Annotated in this window: 19 protein-coding genes and 2 other annotated features (1 of these 21 running past the window's edge); of the genes, 12 read left to right on the top strand and 7 right to left on the bottom strand. The window is 29.8% G+C overall.

Going from position 1 to position 21609, the window contains the following annotated elements; translation table 11 throughout:
• Positions 1-93 precede the first annotated feature (93 nt).
• Positions 94-300 (bottom strand): hypothetical protein, encoded by a 207-nt coding sequence (locus KPL44_RS01250; RefSeq protein ID WP_216246640.1) that lies wholly within the window; start codon positions 298-300, stop codon positions 94-96.
• 260 nt (positions 301-560) lie between these two features.
• On the opposite strand from KPL44_RS01250, the gene KPL44_RS01245 reads away from it, so the two are divergent.
• Positions 561-935 (top strand): desulfoferrodoxin, encoded by a 375-nt coding sequence (locus KPL44_RS01245; protein ID WP_216246638.1) that lies wholly within the window; start codon positions 561-563, stop codon positions 933-935.
• A 623-nt stretch (positions 936-1558) separates the two neighbouring features.
• A complete protein-coding gene (gene trpS / locus KPL44_RS01240; protein ID WP_216246637.1) occupies positions 1559-2557 on the top strand; it encodes a tryptophan--tRNA ligase in 999 nt (332 codons plus the stop codon).
• Positions 2558-2712: 155 nt separating this feature from the next.
• Here trpS and KPL44_RS01235 read toward each other — a convergent pair whose 3' ends face one another.
• On the bottom strand, positions 2713-3309 hold the full coding sequence (locus KPL44_RS01235) for a YdcF family protein (protein WP_216246635.1): 597 nt from the start codon (positions 3307-3309) through the stop codon (positions 2713-2715).
• Positions 3310-3525: 216 nt separating this feature from the next.
• A complete protein-coding gene (locus KPL44_RS25670) occupies positions 3526-3654 on the bottom strand; it encodes a hypothetical protein (RefSeq protein WP_301182907.1) in 129 nt (42 codons plus the stop codon).
• 250 nt (positions 3655-3904) lie between these two features.
• Between KPL44_RS25670 and KPL44_RS01230 the strand changes: the two genes are divergently transcribed.
• The gene (locus KPL44_RS01230) at positions 3905-5500 is read left to right on the top strand and encodes a peptide chain release factor 3 (RefSeq protein WP_216246632.1); all 1596 of its coding nucleotides are present in this window, start codon (positions 3905-3907) and stop codon (positions 5498-5500) included.
• Between the two features lie 93 nt (positions 5501-5593).
• On the opposite strand, the gene KPL44_RS01225 is transcribed toward KPL44_RS01230, so the two are convergent.
• Positions 5594-5749: a DUF5670 family protein gene (locus tag KPL44_RS01225; RefSeq protein WP_162855532.1), complete on the bottom strand. Its 156-nt coding sequence runs from the start codon at positions 5747-5749 to the stop codon at positions 5594-5596.
• 192 nt (positions 5750-5941) lie between these two features.
• On the opposite strand from KPL44_RS01225, the gene KPL44_RS01220 reads away from it, so the two are divergent.
• The gene (locus KPL44_RS01220; RefSeq protein ID WP_216246630.1) at positions 5942-6484 is read left to right on the top strand and encodes an ECF transporter S component; all 543 of its coding nucleotides are present in this window, start codon (positions 5942-5944) and stop codon (positions 6482-6484) included.
• An 84-nt stretch (positions 6485-6568) separates the two neighbouring features.
• On the opposite strand, the gene KPL44_RS01215 is transcribed toward KPL44_RS01220, so the two are convergent.
• A complete protein-coding gene (locus KPL44_RS01215; protein ID WP_216246628.1) occupies positions 6569-7651 on the bottom strand; it encodes an endospore germination permease in 1083 nt (360 codons plus the stop codon).
• 161 nt (positions 7652-7812) lie between these two features.
• Between KPL44_RS01215 and KPL44_RS01210 the strand changes: the two genes are divergently transcribed.
• The 7 genes from KPL44_RS01210 (at position 7813) to KPL44_RS01180 (ending at position 16754) form a co-directional block, all read left to right on the top strand.
• Complete coding sequence (locus KPL44_RS01210; protein ID WP_216246626.1) at positions 7813-9219, top strand: spore germination protein; 1407 nt, start codon at positions 7813-7815, stop codon at positions 9217-9219.
• Positions 9212-10333 (top strand): Ger(x)C family spore germination protein, encoded by a 1122-nt coding sequence (locus tag KPL44_RS01205; RefSeq protein WP_216246624.1) that lies wholly within the window; start codon positions 9212-9214, stop codon positions 10331-10333. The genes KPL44_RS01210 and KPL44_RS01205 overlap by 8 nt, the downstream gene beginning before the upstream one ends.
• A gap of 126 nt (positions 10334-10459) precedes the next feature.
• Positions 10460-11605: an AlbA family DNA-binding domain-containing protein gene (locus KPL44_RS01200; protein WP_216246623.1), complete on the top strand. Its 1146-nt coding sequence runs from the start codon at positions 10460-10462 to the stop codon at positions 11603-11605.
• 110 nt (positions 11606-11715) lie between these two features.
• Positions 11716-11934: a binding site (T-box leader), on the top strand.
• 59 nt (positions 11935-11993) lie between these two features.
• The gene (tyrS, locus tag KPL44_RS01195) at positions 11994-13214 is read left to right on the top strand and encodes a tyrosine--tRNA ligase (RefSeq protein WP_216246620.1); all 1221 of its coding nucleotides are present in this window, start codon (positions 11994-11996) and stop codon (positions 13212-13214) included.
• A 177-nt stretch (positions 13215-13391) separates the two neighbouring features.
• Positions 13392-15710, top strand: coding sequence for a hypothetical protein (locus KPL44_RS01190; protein WP_216246618.1), 2319 nt, complete (start codon positions 13392-13394; stop codon positions 15708-15710).
• Between the two features lie 45 nt (positions 15711-15755).
• Positions 15756-16022 (top strand): EscU/YscU/HrcU family type III secretion system export apparatus switch protein, encoded by a 267-nt coding sequence (locus KPL44_RS01185; RefSeq protein WP_216208160.1) that lies wholly within the window; start codon positions 15756-15758, stop codon positions 16020-16022.
• 42 nt (positions 16023-16064) lie between these two features.
• Complete coding sequence (locus KPL44_RS01180; RefSeq protein ID WP_216246617.1) at positions 16065-16754, top strand: metallophosphoesterase; 690 nt, start codon at positions 16065-16067, stop codon at positions 16752-16754.
• Between the two features lie 167 nt (positions 16755-16921).
• Here KPL44_RS01180 and KPL44_RS01175 read toward each other — a convergent pair whose 3' ends face one another.
• Positions 16922-17800: a DUF2225 domain-containing protein gene (locus KPL44_RS01175; protein ID WP_216246615.1), complete on the bottom strand. Its 879-nt coding sequence runs from the start codon at positions 17798-17800 to the stop codon at positions 16922-16924.
• Between the two features lie 220 nt (positions 17801-18020).
• Here KPL44_RS01175 and KPL44_RS01170 point away from each other — a divergent pair, with 220 nt between their 5' ends.
• On the top strand, positions 18021-18812 hold the full coding sequence (locus KPL44_RS01170; protein WP_216246613.1) for a GTP pyrophosphokinase: 792 nt from the start codon (positions 18021-18023) through the stop codon (positions 18810-18812).
• A 48-nt stretch (positions 18813-18860) separates the two neighbouring features.
• On the opposite strand, the gene leuS is transcribed toward KPL44_RS01170, so the two are convergent.
• On the bottom strand, positions 18861-21323 hold the full coding sequence (leuS, locus tag KPL44_RS01165) for a leucine--tRNA ligase (protein ID WP_216246611.1): 2463 nt from the start codon (positions 21321-21323) through the stop codon (positions 18861-18863).
• 118 nt (positions 21324-21441) lie between these two features.
• Positions 21442-21609, bottom strand: a binding site (T-box leader) (it continues 50 nt past the right edge of the window).

The raw sequence follows: 21609 nt of genomic DNA, 5'->3' as shown, positions 1-21609 counted from the left end.
GTTTTTAACATTTTATAGCTTTATAAAGTTAAATGTTTGTATAAAGAGGATAGTCTTTTTTACAAAAGAAATTAGTCTTCTTTTAGAAAGAAGTTAGTCTTCTTCATCAACAAACTCCACTCCACCATAGTAAGTATAGTCAAATTCTACATTAGATATATTCATAGCAACTATGGGGTCAGTTACTGGATCGGGGAGCATAGTAGAATCAGTTTCGGAATAAGATCTTATATCAGATGGTTCTTGATCATAAAAATCTCTTTCATATGGTACATATGGTTTTACTTGATTTTTTGACATATTAGTACCTCCCTTATATTGATGTTATATAGTGTTCCACATAAAAGAAAAATAATGAAGGTAATATTAGGAATACTATATATAATATAAATGTATATAATAAATTGAGTTAGGATAAAATATAAATAAAATTTTCTATAAAAGAGGAGATTTTAAAAGAATGTAGAATACTATATATAATAACTATCAATAAATAATTGTTATGAATAAATAAGCATAATTATCATTTGTTGAGTTCTAAATTTAAAGGAGGAATAATAATGACTGAATTAAGACAAATTTATAAATGTGAAATATGTGGTAATATAGTTGAGGTAGTTCATAATGCTGGAGGTACTTTGGTTTGTTGTGGAAAAAATATGACACTTCAAGTAGAAAACACTACAGATGCAGCAGTTGAAAAACATGTTCCTGTATCAGAAAAAATAGAGGGTGGAATTAAAGTTAAGGTTGGAGCAGTACAACATCCATCACTTGAAGAACATCATATTGAATTTATTGAAGTACACACAGAAAATAAAGTATATAGAAAATTTTTAAAACCAGGTGAAAAACCAGAAGCTGAATTTAAATTAGAAGAAGAAGTGTTATTCGTACGAGAATATTGCAATTTACATGGTCTTTGGAAAGCATAAAATTGACTTCTATTGACAGTTCAATGAAATAAGTATAATATTATTTAAAGAGATTTTAAATAATGTTATAGTCTTTGATGAGAAGCAAGTAAATTTAAAAACAGATTTTTAGAGAGTCGTAGAGGGTGTGATTACGATAATTATGTTTAAATTGAATGGGTCTCTAAGACTCAGGATGAAGTATAGTAGTCCTTGACGTAAGCCTTGCGTTATAAAGGTAGGATATCGTAGTGTATCTGTTTGAGCAGAAGCCTTAACATAGTTTCTAAGTATTAGGTGGTACCGTGTATATTCGCCCTATGGATTTTATCCATAGGGCTTTTTTGTTTTCATTTAGCACACTTAAAATAATGAAAAAATCAGATGTTGAGTAGAAAGCATATGAGCAAGTTTTAGTAATTCATAATTAATTATATTTATAGATGCGTAAAGAAAAACACATGTTTGAGCACATAACAATTGAGAATTGTTGTGCGCCCATGAGGAATACTAAGGGGATAGCGAGTTTGTGTTTTTTAGCAGATGTAAAAATAATTAATTTTAGAATTACTTAACGATGTGAATTGCATTCGAATCAATATACGATTTCCGTTCATTATTTACATTTTTAGGAGATGATCATATTGGAAGATAATAAGAAAGTAATATTTAGTGGAATTCAACCTTCGGGTGACTTAACCCTTGGAAATTATTTAGGAGCAATAAAAAATTGGGTTAAATTACAAGATGAATATGAATGCTATTTTTGTGTGGTGGACTTACATGCAATAACAGTAAAGCAAGAACCAAAGGATTTGAGAAGAAGAACTCTAGAATTACTAGCTATTTACTTAGCTGCAGGTATTGACCCTGAGAAAAACACCATGTTTATTCAATCACATGTTCCTGCTCATAGTGAAGCAGCTTGGCTTTTAACTTGTTCTACTTATATGGGAGAATTAAGCAGAATGACTCAATATAAAGTTAAATCACAAAATAGTGCAGGAAGTATAGGAGCAGGGTTACTTATCTATCCTGTGCTAATGGCTGCAGATATTTTATTATATCAAAGTAATTTAGTGCCTGTAGGAAAAGATCAACTTCAACATCTTGAAATTGCTAGGGACATAGCTGAGAGGTTCAATAAAACATATAGCGATACATTTGTAATACCTGAATCATATATAGGGAAAGCAGGAGCTAAGGTAATGGACTTACAAGAACCAGCTAAGAAGATGTCTAAATCAGGAGAAAATGTTAATGGATTTATTTTAATAATGGACCCACCAGAAGTTATAAGAAAAAAAGTAAATAGAGCAGTTACAGATAGTCTAGGGGTAGTTAAGTTTAACGATGAACAACTAGGTGTTAGAAACTTAATGACAATATTAATGACTATAACTGGAATGTCTATTGAAGAGATAGAAGCTAAATATGAAGGTCAAGGTTATGCTCAGTTTAAAAAAGATGTAGCAGAAGCAGTAGTTTCAGAGCTTGAACCCATACAGATTAAAATTAAGGAATATATAGGTAAAAAAGCATATCTAGAAGAAATTTATAAAAAAGGTGCAGAAAAGGCTAATTATGTTGCAAATAAGACATTAAGAAAAATGCAAAAGAAAATAGGGTTTATTCCTAGATAATAGTAAAAGTAATCTAATATTAAGGAAAAAGGCATATAAGAACCGACTTATCTATTAAAGAAGAGTCGGTCTTTTTTTATGTTTTATTATAATGAAATTTTAATGTGGGGCAAATGATATTTTGAACTTGAGACGTTTTATTCGAAAATAGCGTCTTAACTTACTTGCTTAACTTTATAATAACGAAAAATGTTTATGAACATCTGTGTGTAATAATAAAGATAAATCATTGCAACCCCTATTATTAGATATTCATATGGAAATTTAGATTTCTCCACGGTATGATCAATATCAAGCTTAAACGCATACGTACTTGCTTTTCTCAAATGCCAAGGTGAGGAAACAATAACAGCAGTGTTAAATTCTCTGCTTTGCATAATTTCTCTTGAATTTATCAAATTTCCATATGTATTTTTTGAAAGTCTTTCACGAATTATACTGTAATCAGGAATCCCTAATTCTATTAAGGCTTTTGCCATAACATCAGCCTCAATATGCTCATTACCAACGGCTGCACCGGAACATATTATAGTCTTGGCAATTCCATCATGATATAACCTTGAGGCTTTGTTTATTCTCTCTCTTAAGATTGGCGATACATTTCCGTTTTTTTTTGCATGGTAGCCAAGTACAATAATCACATCACTTTTTTGTCCATTATTATAGACCGATTTCTTAAAGTTATAACATATTACAATATATAAAATCATAAAATACAATAATATTAGGCATAAAATATATAATAGTATCATTTAACATAATCCCTCTCACATGTGTTCATTATTACTCTTAGCTAACAACACAATAATCTATTTATAACTTCTTTTACCATTAAATTTATATAGTCTCTCCAACATAATTCGACCAAACCCACACTAAGGATATAAATGGAAATAAAACAAGGGTAAAAATATTCTTGTTTATGAACAATATTTTACGGATGCGTCATAACATAGTAATGTGTGCTGTTATGAATTCTTTTTAATATATATTTTTAAAGCTTTGATCAATAAGACCATTGTATATATACCTAATCCTAGAACTACTACAATAATTGAAACGTTAATAAAACTGAATGCTGAGCTTATAAGCATCATATTTTATCCCCTTTAGAGTTAATTATAAATGTTTTACACAAACTCATACATAATAAATTCTACATAAAAGAATTTTATCCTGCTACAATTTATAAGTACAACCTTAGTTGACAGATATGTGTATAAAAGCTAAAATTAATAGGTAGAGATTTGATAGGTGAAATTTTAGAATCACTAGGAGTTAAGCAAGTGATTGTAGGAATATATATGCATTTACATAACTTAAAACATAAAAAAGGAGAGCGATACCTTGGAGGATTACATAAAACAGATTAAAAAGAGAAGAACGTTTGCTATAATATCTCATCCAGATGCAGGTAAAACTACACTAACGGAAAAGTTATTATTATATGGTGGCGCTATAAGGCTTGCAGGTTCAGTTAAGGCTAGAAAAGCTTCTAAACATGCAGTTTCTGATTGGATGGAAATAGAAAAACAAAGAGGTATTTCTGTTACGTCTTCAGTTATGCAATTTAATTACAAAGATTTTTGTATAAACATACTTGATACCCCAGGGCATCAAGATTTTAGTGAGGATACATATAGAACGCTTATGGCAGCAGACAGTGCAGTAATGATTATAGATGGTGCAAAAGGTGTAGAAGCACAAACAAGAAAACTATTTCATGTATGTAGCATAAGAGAGATTCCTATCTTTACCTTTATTAATAAGATGGATAGAGAAACTAGAGATATATTTGAGCTTATGGAAGAAATAGAAAATGAATTTGGTATTAGATCTTATCCAATGAATTGGCCTATAGGTTGTGGGGTAGATTTTAAAGGCGTTTATGATAGGCGTACAAAGGAAATTATTGTTTTTGATGATGGAAAACATGGTCAAATAGAAGCTAAAGAAACAAAAATTAATGCTTTCGATGAAAAGGCAATCCAGCTTATTGGAGACGATTTATATAAGAAGCTTATGGAAGATATGGAACTTCTAGATGTAGCTGGTGATGATTTCGATTTAGAGAAAGTAGCTAATGGGGAGCTTACACCAGTATTTTTTGGTAGTGCCTCAACTAATTTTGGTGTTGAACCATTTTTAGAAAGCTTTTTAGAATTAACATCACCTCCATTACCAAGAAATTCGAGCATAGGGAAAATTGATGTTTATAGTAAAGACTTTTCTGCATTTGTTTTTAAAATTCAAGCTAATATGAATAAGGCTCATAGGGATAGAATTGCTTTTATGAGGATTTGTTCTGGAGAGTTTGAAAAAGGCATGGATGTTTATCATATGCAGGGTGGTAATAAAATAAAACTTGCACAACCTCAACAATTTTTAGCACAAGAGAGAGAAATAGTAGATACAGCTTATGCAGGAGATATTATTGGAGTTTTTGATCCAGGTATATTCAGTATAGGAGACACTATATGTTCGTCCTCAAATAAATTTGAGTTTGAAGGAATACCGACTTTTGCGCCAGAACATTTTGCAAGGGTGAGAACTGTTGATACTATGAAGAGAAAGCAATTTATAAAGGGAGTAACACAAATAGCTCAAGAGGGAGCAATCCAAGTATTTAAGGAACTACATATAGGAATTGAACAAATTGTAGTTGGAGTTGTAGGAGTGCTTCAGTTTGAGGTATTAGAATTTAGACTTAAAAATGAATATAATGTAGATATTAAAATTGATAGGTTAGCATTTAAAAATATAAGATGGATTGAAAAGAGTACAATAGATAAAGAAAAACTTAACTTAACTAGTGATGCTAGATTAGTTAAGGATTTTAAGGATAGGGATCTATTATTATTCCAAAATGATTGGGGTATTAGTTGGGCATTAGAGCATAATAAAGGTTTAATCTTATCGGATGTTAGTAAAAATAATGATTAAGTAGATGATAAGGTATTTTAGGTAACTTAATTAAAAATAAATAAAATGAAAAGTCTCTTGAAAATATTTCAAGAGACTTTTCTATATTAAATTTTATAAGTTTTTTCTTTTACTAAATAGAATGTCAATTATAAATACAATTGCAGCAACTATTAGTAATATATTAATTAAACTTCCACCTTTACTGAAAAGCACTCCCATTAACCAGAATAAAACCACAAATCCACCGAGCCATCGTAAAAAAGTCATATGAATACCTCCGTTTATTAAAATAACTAAATATTATATAGTATTTAGTATTTCGACAATGTATATACAATATATATAAATTATTATTTTGAAAAGCGTATGGATACATTTGAAAACTAATTAATATTGTATATAATGTTATTAGAGAGAATTTTAAAAACATATTTAAGAGAGAATTTTAGGGGGAGAATGATGGAAAGTAGTAACACATCTATTAAAACTATTGATATAGTACAAATTAGCCTTATGGCAGCGATTACGTTTTTAGCCACGACTGTTATACATGTACCAACTTTTATGGGAGTGCTTCATTTGGGAGATAGTATGGTATTTTTATCAGCTATATTATTTGGAAGAAAAAAATCAGCTATAGCTTCCGCTGTTGGCATGTGCTTATTTGATTTAATGAGTGGATATACCATGTGGGCACCATTTACTTTTGTTATCAAAGGACTAATGGGCTATATTGCTGGAACTATTGCTTATAGAAAAAATTACAATGGGAATAACACTTTAAATAATATCTTGGCTTTTGTTGTAGCAGGAATATGGATGATTGTAGCCTATTATATAGGAGGAACTATCATACTAACATTTATTTCTAAAGACTTTGCAATTAAGCAAGCATTAATTATTTCTTTAAAGGATATACCAACTAATATCATTCAAGTAGTTGTAGGTGGTGCTTTAGCACTACCATTGATAGCATCTTTAAAAACGAAACTAAATATATAATATAATTTAAAAGAGAGTATTATGTTAAAACTACAGCTCAGCAGGAGATGATTTAACGTAATGCTCTTTTTATGTTTTAGTGACCTAGTAATTTTTATCCTTTTTTTTAGCATTAAACAAAAATATACTGAAAACTATTGTTGGTATTAATATGAAGCTTATCACAGAAAAATATACGTAAAGGTTTAAAAATTTATATAGTAATAGTACTTTAGCAGAAATGAAATAGGAAATTATGAATACAAATAAAGTAATAATGTAGATCATGTATTTATTAAAAAAAGAAATATTTTTTAATAAAATGAGTATAGCGTTTAGCGCTAATACATATTTTATAAACCACCCACCTACCATTTGAAGCATTACAAAAAACTCTCCAACCTCTAAAAAATCAAAATAACTAACTAACTGAGTTTGTATTAGTTTGGGATAATTAATGGTCAAGACTCTAGTTACGTCAAAGGTGCTTAAAAGGCCGATACTTGCAAAAATCTCCATTTGTATTACAATCAATAAAGCAATAACACAATGTTTTATTATTTTTGACTTATTAGTTACTCTGGACAAAAATGGTATAGAAATAGCTATACTTCCATAACATCCAAGTGCTTTTATAACTGATAAAATAAAAGAAGTTGTTATGCCATTGGCCATTACAGGTAGTAAGTATTTAAGCTTTTTATATTTAGCTGTAAGCATTGCTAGATTTATTCCTGCCATCATTATGAGAGATATACCGATAATAGTAATTATAATTATTGCTCTAGTACCCTTCTTTGTTATATAAATGGCTGGTATTACTATGAATAGCAGAAAAAACCAAACAGGAGTATCTGTAAGCATATTTACATGCAAGGCATTTGCTTCTACTGAAGAACTTTCTATTAAGCTTACAATTAAAGTTATGATAAATAAAATCAAAAAAATGTTTCCCATAGTTTTACCTAGTGCTTTGTGGTATATTTCGCCCATATTATAGCATTTTGTTTTTTTACAAACGGATATTAAGAAAATGAAATAAATAAATAGAATAATAGAGGCGATAATAACTGAAATCCAAGAATCTCTACCTCCATTTACAATGAATATATTAGGGTAAGTTTTCATTGCTACAATTGAGGTTCCCCAAATTATGAATATTAAATGTTTTGTATTTAGCTTATCCATGTTGTTATCGCACCTCCTATTTGTTTAGAGTCTATAATTATTGGTAATAAAACTTTGCATATATTAGTATTATTTACCTATTTATTAAATGTTAAACTCCAAAATAAAAAATTACAGAATAATTAACTTAAACATGACAGATAATAAATTAGGTGATTAAAATGAGAAAAATAGATATAAATTACATTAGAGAAAAATTAAAAAATAGTTATGATGTTAAATATAGAGAGATACAGTGTGATGTAGGAACAATAACTGGCATATTTATTGATGATTTATGTGATTCCAAATTTATTAGTGAGTATATATTTAATCCTCTAATAAGACATAAGATATCAACTGTAGATTTAGAGTATATAAAAAAAGAGGTATTACCAGCTAATAGCATTGGGGATATTAATAGTAATGAGGAGGCTATAGTACATATTTTATCTGGAGACTTGGTGCTTATATTTTCTTTTGCAGATAAATCAATATTTTGTGAAGCGAAGGGTTATGTAAGACGGAGTGTTGGAATTCCAGTTACAGAAAATGTAATCAAAGGACCGAGAGAAGGGTTTACGGAGGCATTTATAGATAATGTATCACTCATTAGGCGAAAAATAAAAAATCCAGATTTGAAATTTGAACCTTTGTTTTTAGGAAATAAATCTAATACAGTAGTTGTAATAGCTTATATAGAAGGTGTTGCCCCGAGGAAACTTGTGGATTATATAAGGAAAAAGGTAACAAATATAAAATTAGAATTTATATTAGACACAAATTATATTGAAGAGAAATTAAAAAGTAAGAATACGACGTTTGATACAATAGGAACTACCGAAAAGCCTGATGTTGTGGCATCAAAGCTTTTAGAAGGAAAAATAGCAATAATAGTAGATGGAACACCGTTTGTAATTACTGCACCATATTTTTTTATAGATAATTTCCATACACCGGATGATTATTATTCCAATGTGTATTTTGCTAATGCAACAAGACTTATGAGGGTGGTTGCTTTCTTCTCAGCGAGTTTATTGTCAGGCTTATATTTGTCTATTGCGACTTACCATTTTTCGATTATTCCATCCGTACTTGCTGTAAAGTTTACAATGTCTAGAGCGGATGTGCCTCTACCTACAGTAATAGAGTTATTATTAATGACTTTCTTTTTTCAATTACTTAGAGAAGCAGGAATAAGATTGCCACAGTCAATAGGCCAGGCAATGAGCATTGTTGGAGCTTTAATTTTGGGAGATGCGGTTGTTGGAGTAGGGTTAGCCTCCCAAAGTACTGTAGTGATCGTGGCACTTTCGTCCATTTCTTCTTTTTTAGTGCCTAAGCTTTATGGTGCTTTATCCATATGGAATATAATAATAATTATTTTTTCCTCGGTTTTGGGGCTTCCAGGGTTTTATATTGGTTTTTTTATTTTTATAGCACATATGGCAGGACTAGAAAGCTGTGGATATCCATATTTATTTCCTATGGGTACACTAGAGAGTTTTAAATTTAAGGATGTATTATATAGAAGGGATCTTAATGAAATCTCTAATAGTATTTTTGATGAGGATGATTATAATGAATAAGTATAAAAAAACACTAGTTATAATATGCTTAATAATAAGTTGTTTGAATATGTCAGCATGTTTTAGTTATAGAGACATTAATAGACTTTTATTTGTTACTTGTATAATAATAGATGTGGATAGTAGTGGTAATCCTATAATATATTCAGAAGCATATAAAGGTGTAAGAGGAGGAACACCGCAAGGGTTGGATGAGAGAATCTTATTTAAGGGAAAAGGAAAAACAATCTTTGAAGCTGTTAGAAATATGAATTCTACTTCCAGTTATAAATTGAATTATACACAGAATAAGGCTATAATATTTACTCGAAATGCCGCAGAAATTGGTCTTGAAAATTACATAGATTTTTTAGATCGAGATCAGGAATTGCTTATTAGACCATATATTGCAATATATCTAGGGGATCCAGAGAAACTCATAAAGATAAACATTCTTCAAGAAAAGTATATTGGATTTTTTATAATGCATCTTGAAGAAAATGTTGGTTCATCTTCAAGAGCTTTGAAATTAAGTCTTAATGATTTTTATAATCAAAGGAATATGGGCGATAAAACAAATGTAGTAACAATAATAGATATTCCAAAAGATAATTTAGAGCAAAGACTCGAAATAAATGGTGGAGCAGTGATTAAAAACGATAAAATGGTTAGCATAATAAAAGCAGACGAAGGGCAGGGATTTAATTTTTTAATGAACGTTGTCTCGAGTGGTACTTTAGAAATAACTAACCCCTGTGATATTAATAAATTTATAACTTTAGAAATTTTAAAAAGTAAAACTAAGACAGATATAACTTATGATGGTAATATTATTCACCTAAAAAAGCGGATTAAAGTTAATGTAGATTTTGCAGAAGCTCAAAAAAAGATTGTTTTTACAAAAGAAAATGTAAATAAAATTGTGGAGAAATCAGAAAAAAATATTGTAGAATCTTGTAATACTCTATTTGCAAAGTACAAGACTATGGGGATTGATATATTTGACATAAGTGAACAATTCTACGATAAATATCCAAAAATTAAAATCCCAAATAATATTATTAAAAAAACTGAGTTAAAAGTTGAAGTAGAAGTGCAAATAATGAATACGGGTGATCAAAAGAACTTCCAATAATTTGTTTTGCCTTATTAAGGCGATGGTATTCCATCGTCTTTTGTTGTAAACTATAAACATAATAATTTTAAAAAATCTATAACTACAAACATAGTATATTATTTCAGTTCATTTGGGGTGAAATGTATGAATTTAAAAAAAATTAGCATCTTGCTCAAGAGGGATGAGGGCACAAAACTAGATTATAAGCAAAAAATAGATATATTAATAGAAAGTGGTAAAAAAGAATTAGCTAAAGATGTATCTGCTATAGCAAATTCCCGTGGAGGACGTGGATATATCATAATTGGGGTAGAGGATAAAACAAAAAGAATTATAGGTATTGATGCCAATGAATTTAAAGAAGAACAAATTCAACAAATAATTAGTTCAAGATGTGAACCACCTATTCCAGTATCCATAGATTTTATAGTATATCAAAGCAAAAACCTGGCAATTATAACTATATATGATGGTGGCCAGAAACCTTATCAATTAAGGGAAAATGGGGCATTTTACATAAGACGAGGGTCCACAACAGATACAATGAGGAAAGAAGAACTAATTTCTTGTTTACAAGAAAATTTTAATCTTAATATTGAGACTATGCCTATTATGAATAGTGATATTAATAGTTTGAATTTCAATATCATCAATAAGTATTTTGAAAATAAAGGCATCTCAGTAAATAACGATAATAGGTTAGAATTTATGGATAATACAGGGATAACTTTTATAGAAAGAGATTATAATAAAAGGGTAGTTACCCTGGGTGGATTATTGGTATTTTCCTCAATAAATAGCATTTATTTACCTCATAATATGATAAAGATAATAAATAAGGTAAATAATAAATTCGATGAGGTCATACTTGTGCAAGGAAATTTATTAGATATGTTAGATAGAGTAGAAGAAATTTTAAAAAAGATATTCCCATCAAATTATCCTATAAGTGCAGTTCATGAAGCCGTAAAGAATGCAATACTTTATAGGGATTATACTATGTTTTACAAGGAAATTGAATTAGTAGTAAATTACAACAGTGTAAGTGTAATTAGCCCTGGTAATCTATTATTTTCAACTGAAGTTAATACTCATAATTATTTAAAAAGAAACATGTGGATATATGATAAGCTAATAGCTTTAGATGACAAAAAAAGATTTATAAAATCGGGGAAAGGATTTGCACGAATGAAAAAGGATTTTATTAAGTATGGTAAAGTAATATTTGCGGATTCAAAAGATGATAATACCTTTAAGTCTATTTTTCCAGGAGTTAAGCATTTTATTTGAGGTTAGCTTTAATAATGTCTATATATTAAATATATATTTAATATATAGGGGGAAAATAGTTGAAAATAAACGTAATAAATGGTTAAATAGATATAAGTTAAAAAAATATATATAAAGTTATGAAAGAAAAAAGTAACTATAGGAATTATTAAGAGAGCTAGTGGTAGGTGTGAACTAGTTAAGGAATATGGTGAATTACATTCTGGAGCTTTAAGCTGAAATAAAGTTATTTTTAAATTAAGCTGAGACGGGTTGACCTTACGTTATAAGGAAAAAGCGGATTGTTAAATCAATTTGGGTGGTACCACGGAAATTATTTCGTCCCTTTCATAGGGGCGTTTTTTTTATCCCCAAAAATAAGTAGAATTAAAATAGGGAGGAACAAATCATGGAAAATGTATATGATACACTTTTAGAACGAGGATATTTAAAGCAACTTACTCACGAGGATGAAATCAAGAAAATATTAGGGAAAGAAAAGGTAACTTTTTATATAGGTTTTGATCCAACAGCAGATAGTCTACATGTTGGTCATTTTATTGCTATGATGTTTATGGCACATATGCAAAGGGCAGGGCATAGACCTATAGCATTAGTTGGTGGAGGAACTGCGATGATAGGTGATCCATCTGGTAAAACAGATATGAGGAAAATGTTATCAAAGGAAGAAATTGATCATAATATAAGTTGTATAAAAACTCAGCTTTCAAGACTTATAGATTTTAAGGATGACAAAGCAATACTTGAAAACAATGCAAACTGGTTATTAAACTTAAATTATGTAGAATTTATAAGGGATATAGGAGTACATTTTACAGTAAATAAGATGTTAGCTGCTGAGTGTTATAAACAGAGATTAGAAAAGGGTTTGTCTTTCCTTGAATTTAACTATATGCTTATGCAAGGATATGATTTTTTAATGTTAAATCAGAAATACGGATGCACTATGCAATTAGGTGGAGACGATCAATGGTCCAATATTATTGCTGGTATGGAACTGATAAGAAGAAAAGAAAGTAAAGCTTCTTATGGAATGACTTGTGCATTATTAACAAATAGTGAAGGTAAGAAAATGGGAAAAACAGAAAATGGGGCTTTATGGCTTGATGCAAACAAAACATCTCCTTATGATTTTTACCAATACTGGAGGAATATAGAAGACTCTGTTGTGGAAAAATGTTTAGCCTTACTTACTTTTGTACCAATGGACGAAATTAGAAGGCTTTGTGCTTTAAAGGGTGAAGAAATTAATGAGGCTAAAAAAGTTTTAGCTTTTGAGGTTACAAAACTTATTCATGGAGAAGAAGAAGCTATGAAGGCTCAAAGCGCAGCACAAGCATTGTTTGGTGCTGGAGTTGATATGAGTAGCGTGCCGACAGTATCTATCACACAAAGCATGTTAGGCACAGGATTAATGGACATATTAGTCTACACTAAAGTATTACCTTCAAAAGCAGAAGCTAGAAGGCTAATAGAACAAGGTGGATTAACTATCAATGATAAAAGGATTGAAGATAAAAATGCAACTCTAGTAGATACTGATTTCAAAGATGGTAAAGTACTTATTAAAAAAGGAAAGAAAAAATATTACTCATTGATCATTGAATAAAACACTCTAAAAGACAAAGTTAAAATTTATATTTTAGCTTTGTCTTTTGATTTTGAAGGGAAAGTTAATATTTATAGAAAATTATTAATATCCCCTTCAAAAAAATGGTTTATATACGATAATAAAATATTGATGACTTTTTAAATATTAGTAACTTAAACAAATGGGAGGTGGCTTATGGCGATAATTAGCAATAATCCAATTTTGCAAAATCCTTTAGCTAAAAAAGCTTTTAGTAAAATATCATTCGAAGCTGGAGAAAAATTTAATGCAAGAATAGTAAGTGTAGACCAGCAAAAGGGAGAAGTTAATTTAAAATTATTAGATGGATGGCAATTTTCAGCTAAGCTAGATAAGCCACTAGAACAAGGGACTAGCGGTAGTGTGTTGAATTTTGAAGTAGAAGGATTCGAAGAGGGAAAGCTTAAAATAAAGCTAGTATATGAGGATAGTAAAAACGTAGAAAATGACATTTTAAAAGACAATCATAGTGGAAAATCATTAAGTACTGATAAAACAGATGCTTTACTTTTTGAAAAAATGATAAAACATGATATGCCTCTAACTAAGGATAATATAACTGATATAAAAAACTTAGTTGATTTCAAAGGGAAAATATCTTTAAATGGGGAAAAAGAGGATGCTTTTATAACTAAATATATTGAAAGTAGAAACATTGATCCAAATAGTGCTAAAGCAAATGAAATAACAAAAGTTTTAAAAGATTTTTTTGTAGTTTTAAAGAACCTAAATGTTGATGAGATATTATTATTTAAAGAAAATAATATTGGTTTTACTAAAGAAAATCTTGAAAGCTTTATAAAGTTATTCAAGGGCGATTCAGCTATATATAACAATTTAAAAGAAATTAACAACTATCTATTTAGCAGTGGAGAAAATAAAGATATGCAAGGTTTGATTAAGCCTTCCGCAGTAAGCCAAAATCAGAATGGTATTACAATGGCTAAAAACAATGAAAGAACTAGTACAGAAGAATCATTTATAGATAGTAAGCTTAATAATAGTAATTTTAAAGAAATAGTTAGTCTAATAAATAAAGAACTTAAAAATTTAGGTATAAATCATACAGTTTCAAGTTCTGTTATTGAAAGTTTAGTATCAGGTGAAAAGTTGGGACAAGGTGAAAATTTACAGCAAGATAAAAACTTGGAACCAAGTAAGAATCTTAAATTACAAAATGAAAGTTTTAATAAAAGTGAAATTAAAACTTTGGTGGACAAAATTTTAAAAATAGAAAATATAAAAATAAGCCCAGATAGTAGTACTAAACTTATAAGCAATTTAGAGAAAAAATTAAACACAAGTGAAACATTTTTAGATAACAAGTCTGATAATAATTTTAAAGAGGTAGTTAGTCTAATAAATAAAGAACTTAAAAATTTAGGCCTAAATCATATAGTATCAAGTTCTACTATTAAAAGTTTAGGAACGGGTGAAACTTTAGGATCGGGTGAAACTTTAGGATCGAATGAAAAATTGGAACAAGTTGAAAATTTACAACAAGATAAAAATTTGGAACCAAGCAAAAATTTGAAATTACAAATTGGAAGTTTTAATAAAGGAGAACTTAAAACTTTAGTGGACAAAATTTTAAAAATGGAAAATATAGAAATAAGTTCAGATAGTAGTACTAAAATTATAGACAATCTAGAGGAAAAATTAAATACAAAAGAAATTGAGCCTAGCAGTAAAAATTTAGACAATATAAAGCAAAATGGAGAGATTCCTTTGAATAAGTTGGATAAAACTACTGTTAGTGATGGTAAAATAGATAATAAAAGTTCTACAAATACCAAGGTTAATGGCTATGGTAAAAACAATTCACTTAACGAAATTATAAATATGATAAAAAAAGAATTGAATTTTTCAGAGATAGATAAAAAAGTTATAGATAATGTAGAAAAGGAGATAGCAAAAACAACTACGGATATCCTTATTAAGGATCAAATCAAATTAAAGACAGGTGAGATTAAAGATATAGTTAAGGATATTATTCAAAATAAGCTTAACCTTAAACCAGAGACTTATGAGAAGGTTATGGATATGTTTAATCAAAAACTTAATGATATAAAAATATTTAATTCTATTTCTCAGCAGTATTATTATTTGGATTTGCCTATAAATGTTAAAAATGATGAGTATCAACTTAAATTAATCATTAAAGATGATAGAAATAAGGGCAAAAAGATTGATAGTACAAATGTAAAGATTGCTACTAGTATAAAAACAATAAATATGGGAACAGTTGATGCATATATTAAAATTAGTAATAGTAGTATGAATATTGATATTAATTGCAATAAAATTTTTGTCGAAGTTTTGGATATTAGCAAGGAAAAGTTAGTTAAGGATTTATCAAGTTTAAGTTATAGAGTTAGCATTAATGTAAACAAGAAGGTTAACGAGTTTACGTTAGCCGAGTGTGGGGAATTTTTTAATGATAGAAGTTTTAATGCAATCAATATAAAGGTATAATGTAATTAAGGTGTTTAAGACGATTAGCATATGAGGTGTGTTAAAATGAAAAAGATAAAAAAAGCTACTGCAATAAAATATGAAAATGGATATGATGCTCCTATAGTGACGGCAGCTGGAATAGGATACATTGCAGATGAAATTCTTAGAACTGCAGAGGAGAGTAAGGTTGCCATAGTACAAAATGAAGAATTAGCGAATCTGCTCTCAAATGTTGATATAGGATCGGAAATACCCGTAGAATTATATGATGCAATAGCGAAGGTCATTGCTTATGTTATGGATATAGATGCATTAATGAAAAAAAATTAGAGCTTAAAAAAGAATATAGTGTAGTTAATTAGGAGGTATATTATGGCGTTGTGGGCAATATCAGATCTTCATTTAGCTATCAATTCGGATAAACCTATGGATATATTTGGAGAAAAATGGAGTAATCATCATGTGAAAATTAAAAAAAATTGGATTAACAAAATATCTCCAGAAGATACGGTACTAATTGCGGGAGATATTTCGTGGTCCATGCATATGTCTGAGGGCATGGATGATTTAGATTGGATTCATGAGCTTCCAGGAAGAAAAATACTTATCAAAGGGAATCATGATTATTGGTGGAGTGGTATAACGAAGCTTAATGCTCTCTATGAAGATATGAATTTTATTCAAAATAATTTTTTTGATTATAATGATGTTGCTATATGTGGAACGCGGGGATGGAATTGTCCGGGGTCAAAACAATTTTCTATTCATGATGAAAAAATATATAATAGAGAATTAATAAGACTTAGAATTTCATTAGATGCAGCAGTTAAGAGTGGATATAAGAAATTTATTGTAATGCTTCACTATCCACCTACTAATGATAAGTTTGAGGAAACTGAACTTATTAGTATAGTAAAAGAATATAATGTTTCAAAAGTAATTTATGGTCACTTGCATGGGCCATCTTTAAATAGGTTATATGAAGGAAATATAGAGGGTGTTGATTATATAGTAACGTCTTGTGACTATTTAGATTTTAATCCTTTAAAAATATTAGAATAAAATATAAGTTAATGCAATGTGTATAATTAAGAAAAATAAACTTGTTTATGTGGATAACTTATTAAATAGTCAAAGGCACATAAAGATAAATAACAGGTCAAATAATCACGTTTTAAAATGTGAGTATACTGACTTCTTGTTTATTTTTATATGCCTTATTATTATTATTACTTAAATAATTTGGAAAAAAAACTAGATTTTTTGGTGTTTTCTAATGGCTCAAAGTTTTCTGTAGAAGATTTGTTTGAATTATCAGTATCGGCTAATAATGCAGCAGCTTCTTCTTTGATTAGATCTTTCATGTCTCGTGCAAGTTCTTTTAAATTTTGTTTAACATTAGGGGTTGTTATCACATTGCTAAACCAAACTAAAGAATCTTCTGTATGTCCAAGGCGTCTATTTAATTCTCCGATAAGGTACATAGCACTGTATTTATCCATGCCATATATGGGGAATGCTTCGGCGTAGTATGCATCACTAAGGCCTTCTAGAGCTTGGCCTAAAAATACTAGTTCGATTTCTCTAGAGGCCTGCGTATCTATTAGCCTGTACATCCAGGCAAGCTTCATGCAATTTATTGCTTTCTTACTAGATTTCGCATTTGTTATAACATAATTTAAAAGAGATAACTTATATCTTTCAATAGCAACATGAACATCGTAAACTTCTGGGTACATTCGTCCGTGCCACTTGGTTGATATAGATTTTTGGACTTGCTCTATTTCTATACTTCGTATAGTATAGAAATCTGTTTTCATAGCTGCATATCCACAAGAATTACAAAGCCATACATCATAGAAATAAGGATTAATTAATGAGTACCTAATAAAAAAATCACTGTCTTTTTTTATCATTCTATAAGCAGAGGATTTTACTGTTGCAGCCTTGAATACGTGGTTACAAACAGGGCAAGTAACCTCTTTATTATATAGAAAAGATTTTTCCTTGCTTTCTTTTACGGCTTCAGTTTCTTTGTTATATATGTTAATATGGTCAATATTATCAAATCCCATATTCTCTAGACCGGAAAATATATTTTTATCCATTTAATCACCTCAAAGTTAGATTTAATGTGGTATGATTAGTTATATAATTTACTATATTTTACTTAATAAATTGCTATTATAGTAATTTAGTAGTAAATTAATTATAACAGAAAATTAATATAAATATAATATTAATGTAAAACGTAACTCCAAAAATCTGATATGCTAATTATAAACCTTAAAAGAAGGCACATGAAATATTATGTAAAGGACTGAGGATATGGCAATAAGAGAGTGGAAAAGATTTCTAATTCCTTATGAACAGGGTGTGGAGGAGTTAAAAGTAAAATTCAGAAGTATAAGAAGAGAATATAGACGTAAAAATGACTACTCACCTATAGAATTTGTTACAGGGAGAGTCAAAGAGATATCTAGTATTCTTGAGAAAGCTAATAAATTCTGTATTCCTTTGGACAGAATTGAATTTGAGATGGAGGATATAGCTGGAATAAGAATAATGTGCCAATTTGTTGATGATATTGATAAGGTGGTAAATTTAATTCGCAAGCGACGTGATATGCAGATAGTTTATGAAAAAGATTATGTTGCAAATGTAAAAGGTAGTGGATATAGAAGTTATCATATGATTATAAAATATCCTGTGAACTTAGCTGGTGGTCAAACTGAAATACTCGCAGAATTTCAAATCAGAACACTTGCAATGAATTTTTGGGCTACGGTTGAACATTCTCTAAATTATAAATATAAGCATGATATTCCAGAGTATATAAGAAAAAAACTTAAAAATGCTGCAGATGCTGCTTTTCAACTAGATGAACAAATGCTAGAAATTAAAGATGAAATTAAAGATGCACAAAAACTGTTTGAGGTAAAATCTAATTTGGTATCGGATATAATGAATAATATACTTATGTTATCATCTCTTGGAAAATTAATGGATGCAACTAGGTATAGAGAACAAATAAACAAGTTATTAGAAGAAGGGGAAGTTTTTGAACTTAGTAGTTTACTTCGTGCAACTCAAAAAACATTAGACATGTATAAGGCATAATCAAAAATGAGTAGAACATTTTAAATAAAATGTTCTACTCATTTTTTTTTAAGAAACTACTATATTAACCAGTCGTCCTTTGATTACAATAACCTTGCGCACAGTTTTACCTTCAAGAGCGGCAATGAATGTTTCATCATTTAAAGCGGCTTGTTTTATACTTTCTTCATCTAAACCTTGAGCTATAGTTATTCTAGATTTAATCTTACCATTTATTTGAATGGCAATCTCTACTTCATCTTTAATAAGAGCACTTTCATCAAAGGTAGGCCAGCTTTGGTTGAATATGGAGTAATCCATACCTAATGTCTCCCATTTTTCTTCTGAAAAGTGAGGAGCGAAGGGAGCTAAAAGCTTAAGGTAATCTATAAGCACTTCTTTTAATAATTTACTGTTTATACTTTCGTAATTAACATATTTTGATACAGCATTTGTAAGTTCCATAAGTCTTGCAATTGAAGTATTAAATTGAAGTTTCTCAGTATCTTCGCTAACACCTTTTATTGCGAAATTTCTCCAATAGTTCAATTCTTTCTCATTAACACCAATAGAAGTTACATTATTAGTTCTTTTTAAAATTTCGTCACTTCCAGTGTCTACAGCTCTTTCTATTCTATCAACAAATCTTGATATAGCTTTTATACCATCATCACTCCAAGCGCCACCCTCAGTATAGCCAAAACCAAACATTAAGTACATTCTAAATACATCTGCTCCAAACTCTTTTATGTACTTGTCTGGTGAGATTGTGTTCCCTTTGGATTTACTCATTTTTAATCCATCTTCTCCCAGGATTAAACCTTGGTGAGTAAGAGATAAGAATGGTTCATCGAAGTTTAAATATCCCATATCTCTAAGAGCTTTTGTGATAAACCTTGCATATAGTAGATGCATGCATGCATGTTCAGGACCTCCTACATACTTGTCTACAGGTAACATTTTGTTTATTAAGTCCGTATCGAAAGCTTTTTCACTATTTTTATTATCTACATATCTTAAATAGTAGAAAGAAGAACAAACGAATGTATCTAAGGTATCAGCTTCTCTATGAGCCGGGCCTCCGCAAACAGGACAAGTTACATTAATAAACTCCTCACATTTAGCTAAAGGTGATTCGCCGTTTGGTGTAAATTCTACGTCATAAGGTAACTCTACTGGTAGCTGGGCCTCAGGTACAGGAACAGTTCCACATTTGTCACAGTGAATTATTGGAATAGGTGCACCCCAGTATCGTTGCCTTGAAACTAACCAATCACGAAGTCTAAAGTTTACTTTACCGGAACCTAAGTTCATGGTTTCCAATTTCTTAACTATTGCTTCTTTTGCATCATTTGTAGATAAACCATTAAATTCTTCACTATTTATAATTTTACCATGTTCAGTATAAGGAAGTTTTTCATCGTCTTCTTTCTTGCTTTTAAAACCAACGATTACTCTTTCAATAGGTAAATTGTATTTAGTAGCGAAGGCAAAATCTCTATCATCATGAGCTGGAACAGCCATTACGCAACCAGTTCCATAAGTGTTTAGAACGTAGTCTGCAATCCAAATAGGAACTTTGCGTCCATTTATAGGATTTATAGCATAAGAACCTGTAAATACACCAGTTTTATCTCTTGTAATAGACTGCCTCTCTATATCGGTTTGTTTCCTGGCATCATATTTATAAGATTCAACAGCATCCTTATATTCATCCTTAGTAAGAATGTCAACAAGATCATTTTCAGGAGCTATAACTACATACGAAACGCCATATAGAGTGTCTACCCTTGTTGTAAATACACTAAAGTCTAAATCGGAATCGGATACCTTAAAAGTAACATCAGCACCAGTAGATTTACCTATCCAATGTCTTTGCATTGCTTTAGTTTTTTCTGGCCAATCTAAAGTGTCAAGCATTTCTAGTAGTTCCTCAGCGTAGTCAGTAATTTTTAAAAACCACTGAGTTAAATTCTTTTTAGTAACTTCAGTGCCACATCTCTCGCAAGAACCATCTGCAAGTACTTGTTCATTCGCAAGAACTGTATTACAACTAGGGCACCAATTTACTGGGGCTTTCTTTCTATAAGCAAGACCTTTTTCAAATAATTTTAAGAATAACCATTGAGTCCATTTATAATAATCAGGTCTGCAAGTTACAACTTCATGATCCCAATTAAACATAGCTCCCATAGCTTTTAATTGTTTTTTCATATTAATAATGTTTTGCTCAGTAGAATCTTTTGGATGAACACCTGTTTTTATTGCGTAGTTTTCGGCAGGTAGACCAAAAGCGTCAAAACCCATTGGTTGAAATACATTATATCCTTGCATTCTTTTCATTCTAGCCCAAGTATCTACGGGGCCATAGTTAAACCAATGTCCAGCATGTAATTGGCTTCCAGATGGATAAGAGAACATTTCAAGTACATATAATTTTCTTTCAGTATTATTCTCATCAAATTTGTATAGATCCGTGTCTTCCCATTTTTGTTGCCATTTTTCATCGATGCCTGTATTATATTTTGCCATTAATATTCCTCCTTGTTATGTTTAAATCTTAAATATGATTAATTATTTTTTCTATATAGATTTTTTGTGATTAAATGTAAAAATATGTATGGCTAAAAATAAAAAAACTTCCATCTCAAAAAGAGACGAAAGTAATATTCCGCGGTACCACTCTAGTTAGGTTTTACACCTCACTTGCAAATATAACGGTTTTAACCGTACTTGTTTTTACAAGTAGGCTCTTACTTACGATGTAAGTCTATAGGTAAGTTCATATTTTATCATTACTGCTTTGCAGCTAACAGCA

Origin of the sequence: Clostridium sp. DSM 17811, assembly GCF_018861905.1 — a bacterium.
Lineage (GTDB): Bacteria > Bacillota > Clostridia > Clostridiales > Clostridiaceae > Clostridium_AD > Clostridium_AD frigoriphilum.
Note: the sequence above shows the minus strand (reverse complement) of the source record. Positions and strands in the feature narration are given on the sequence as shown.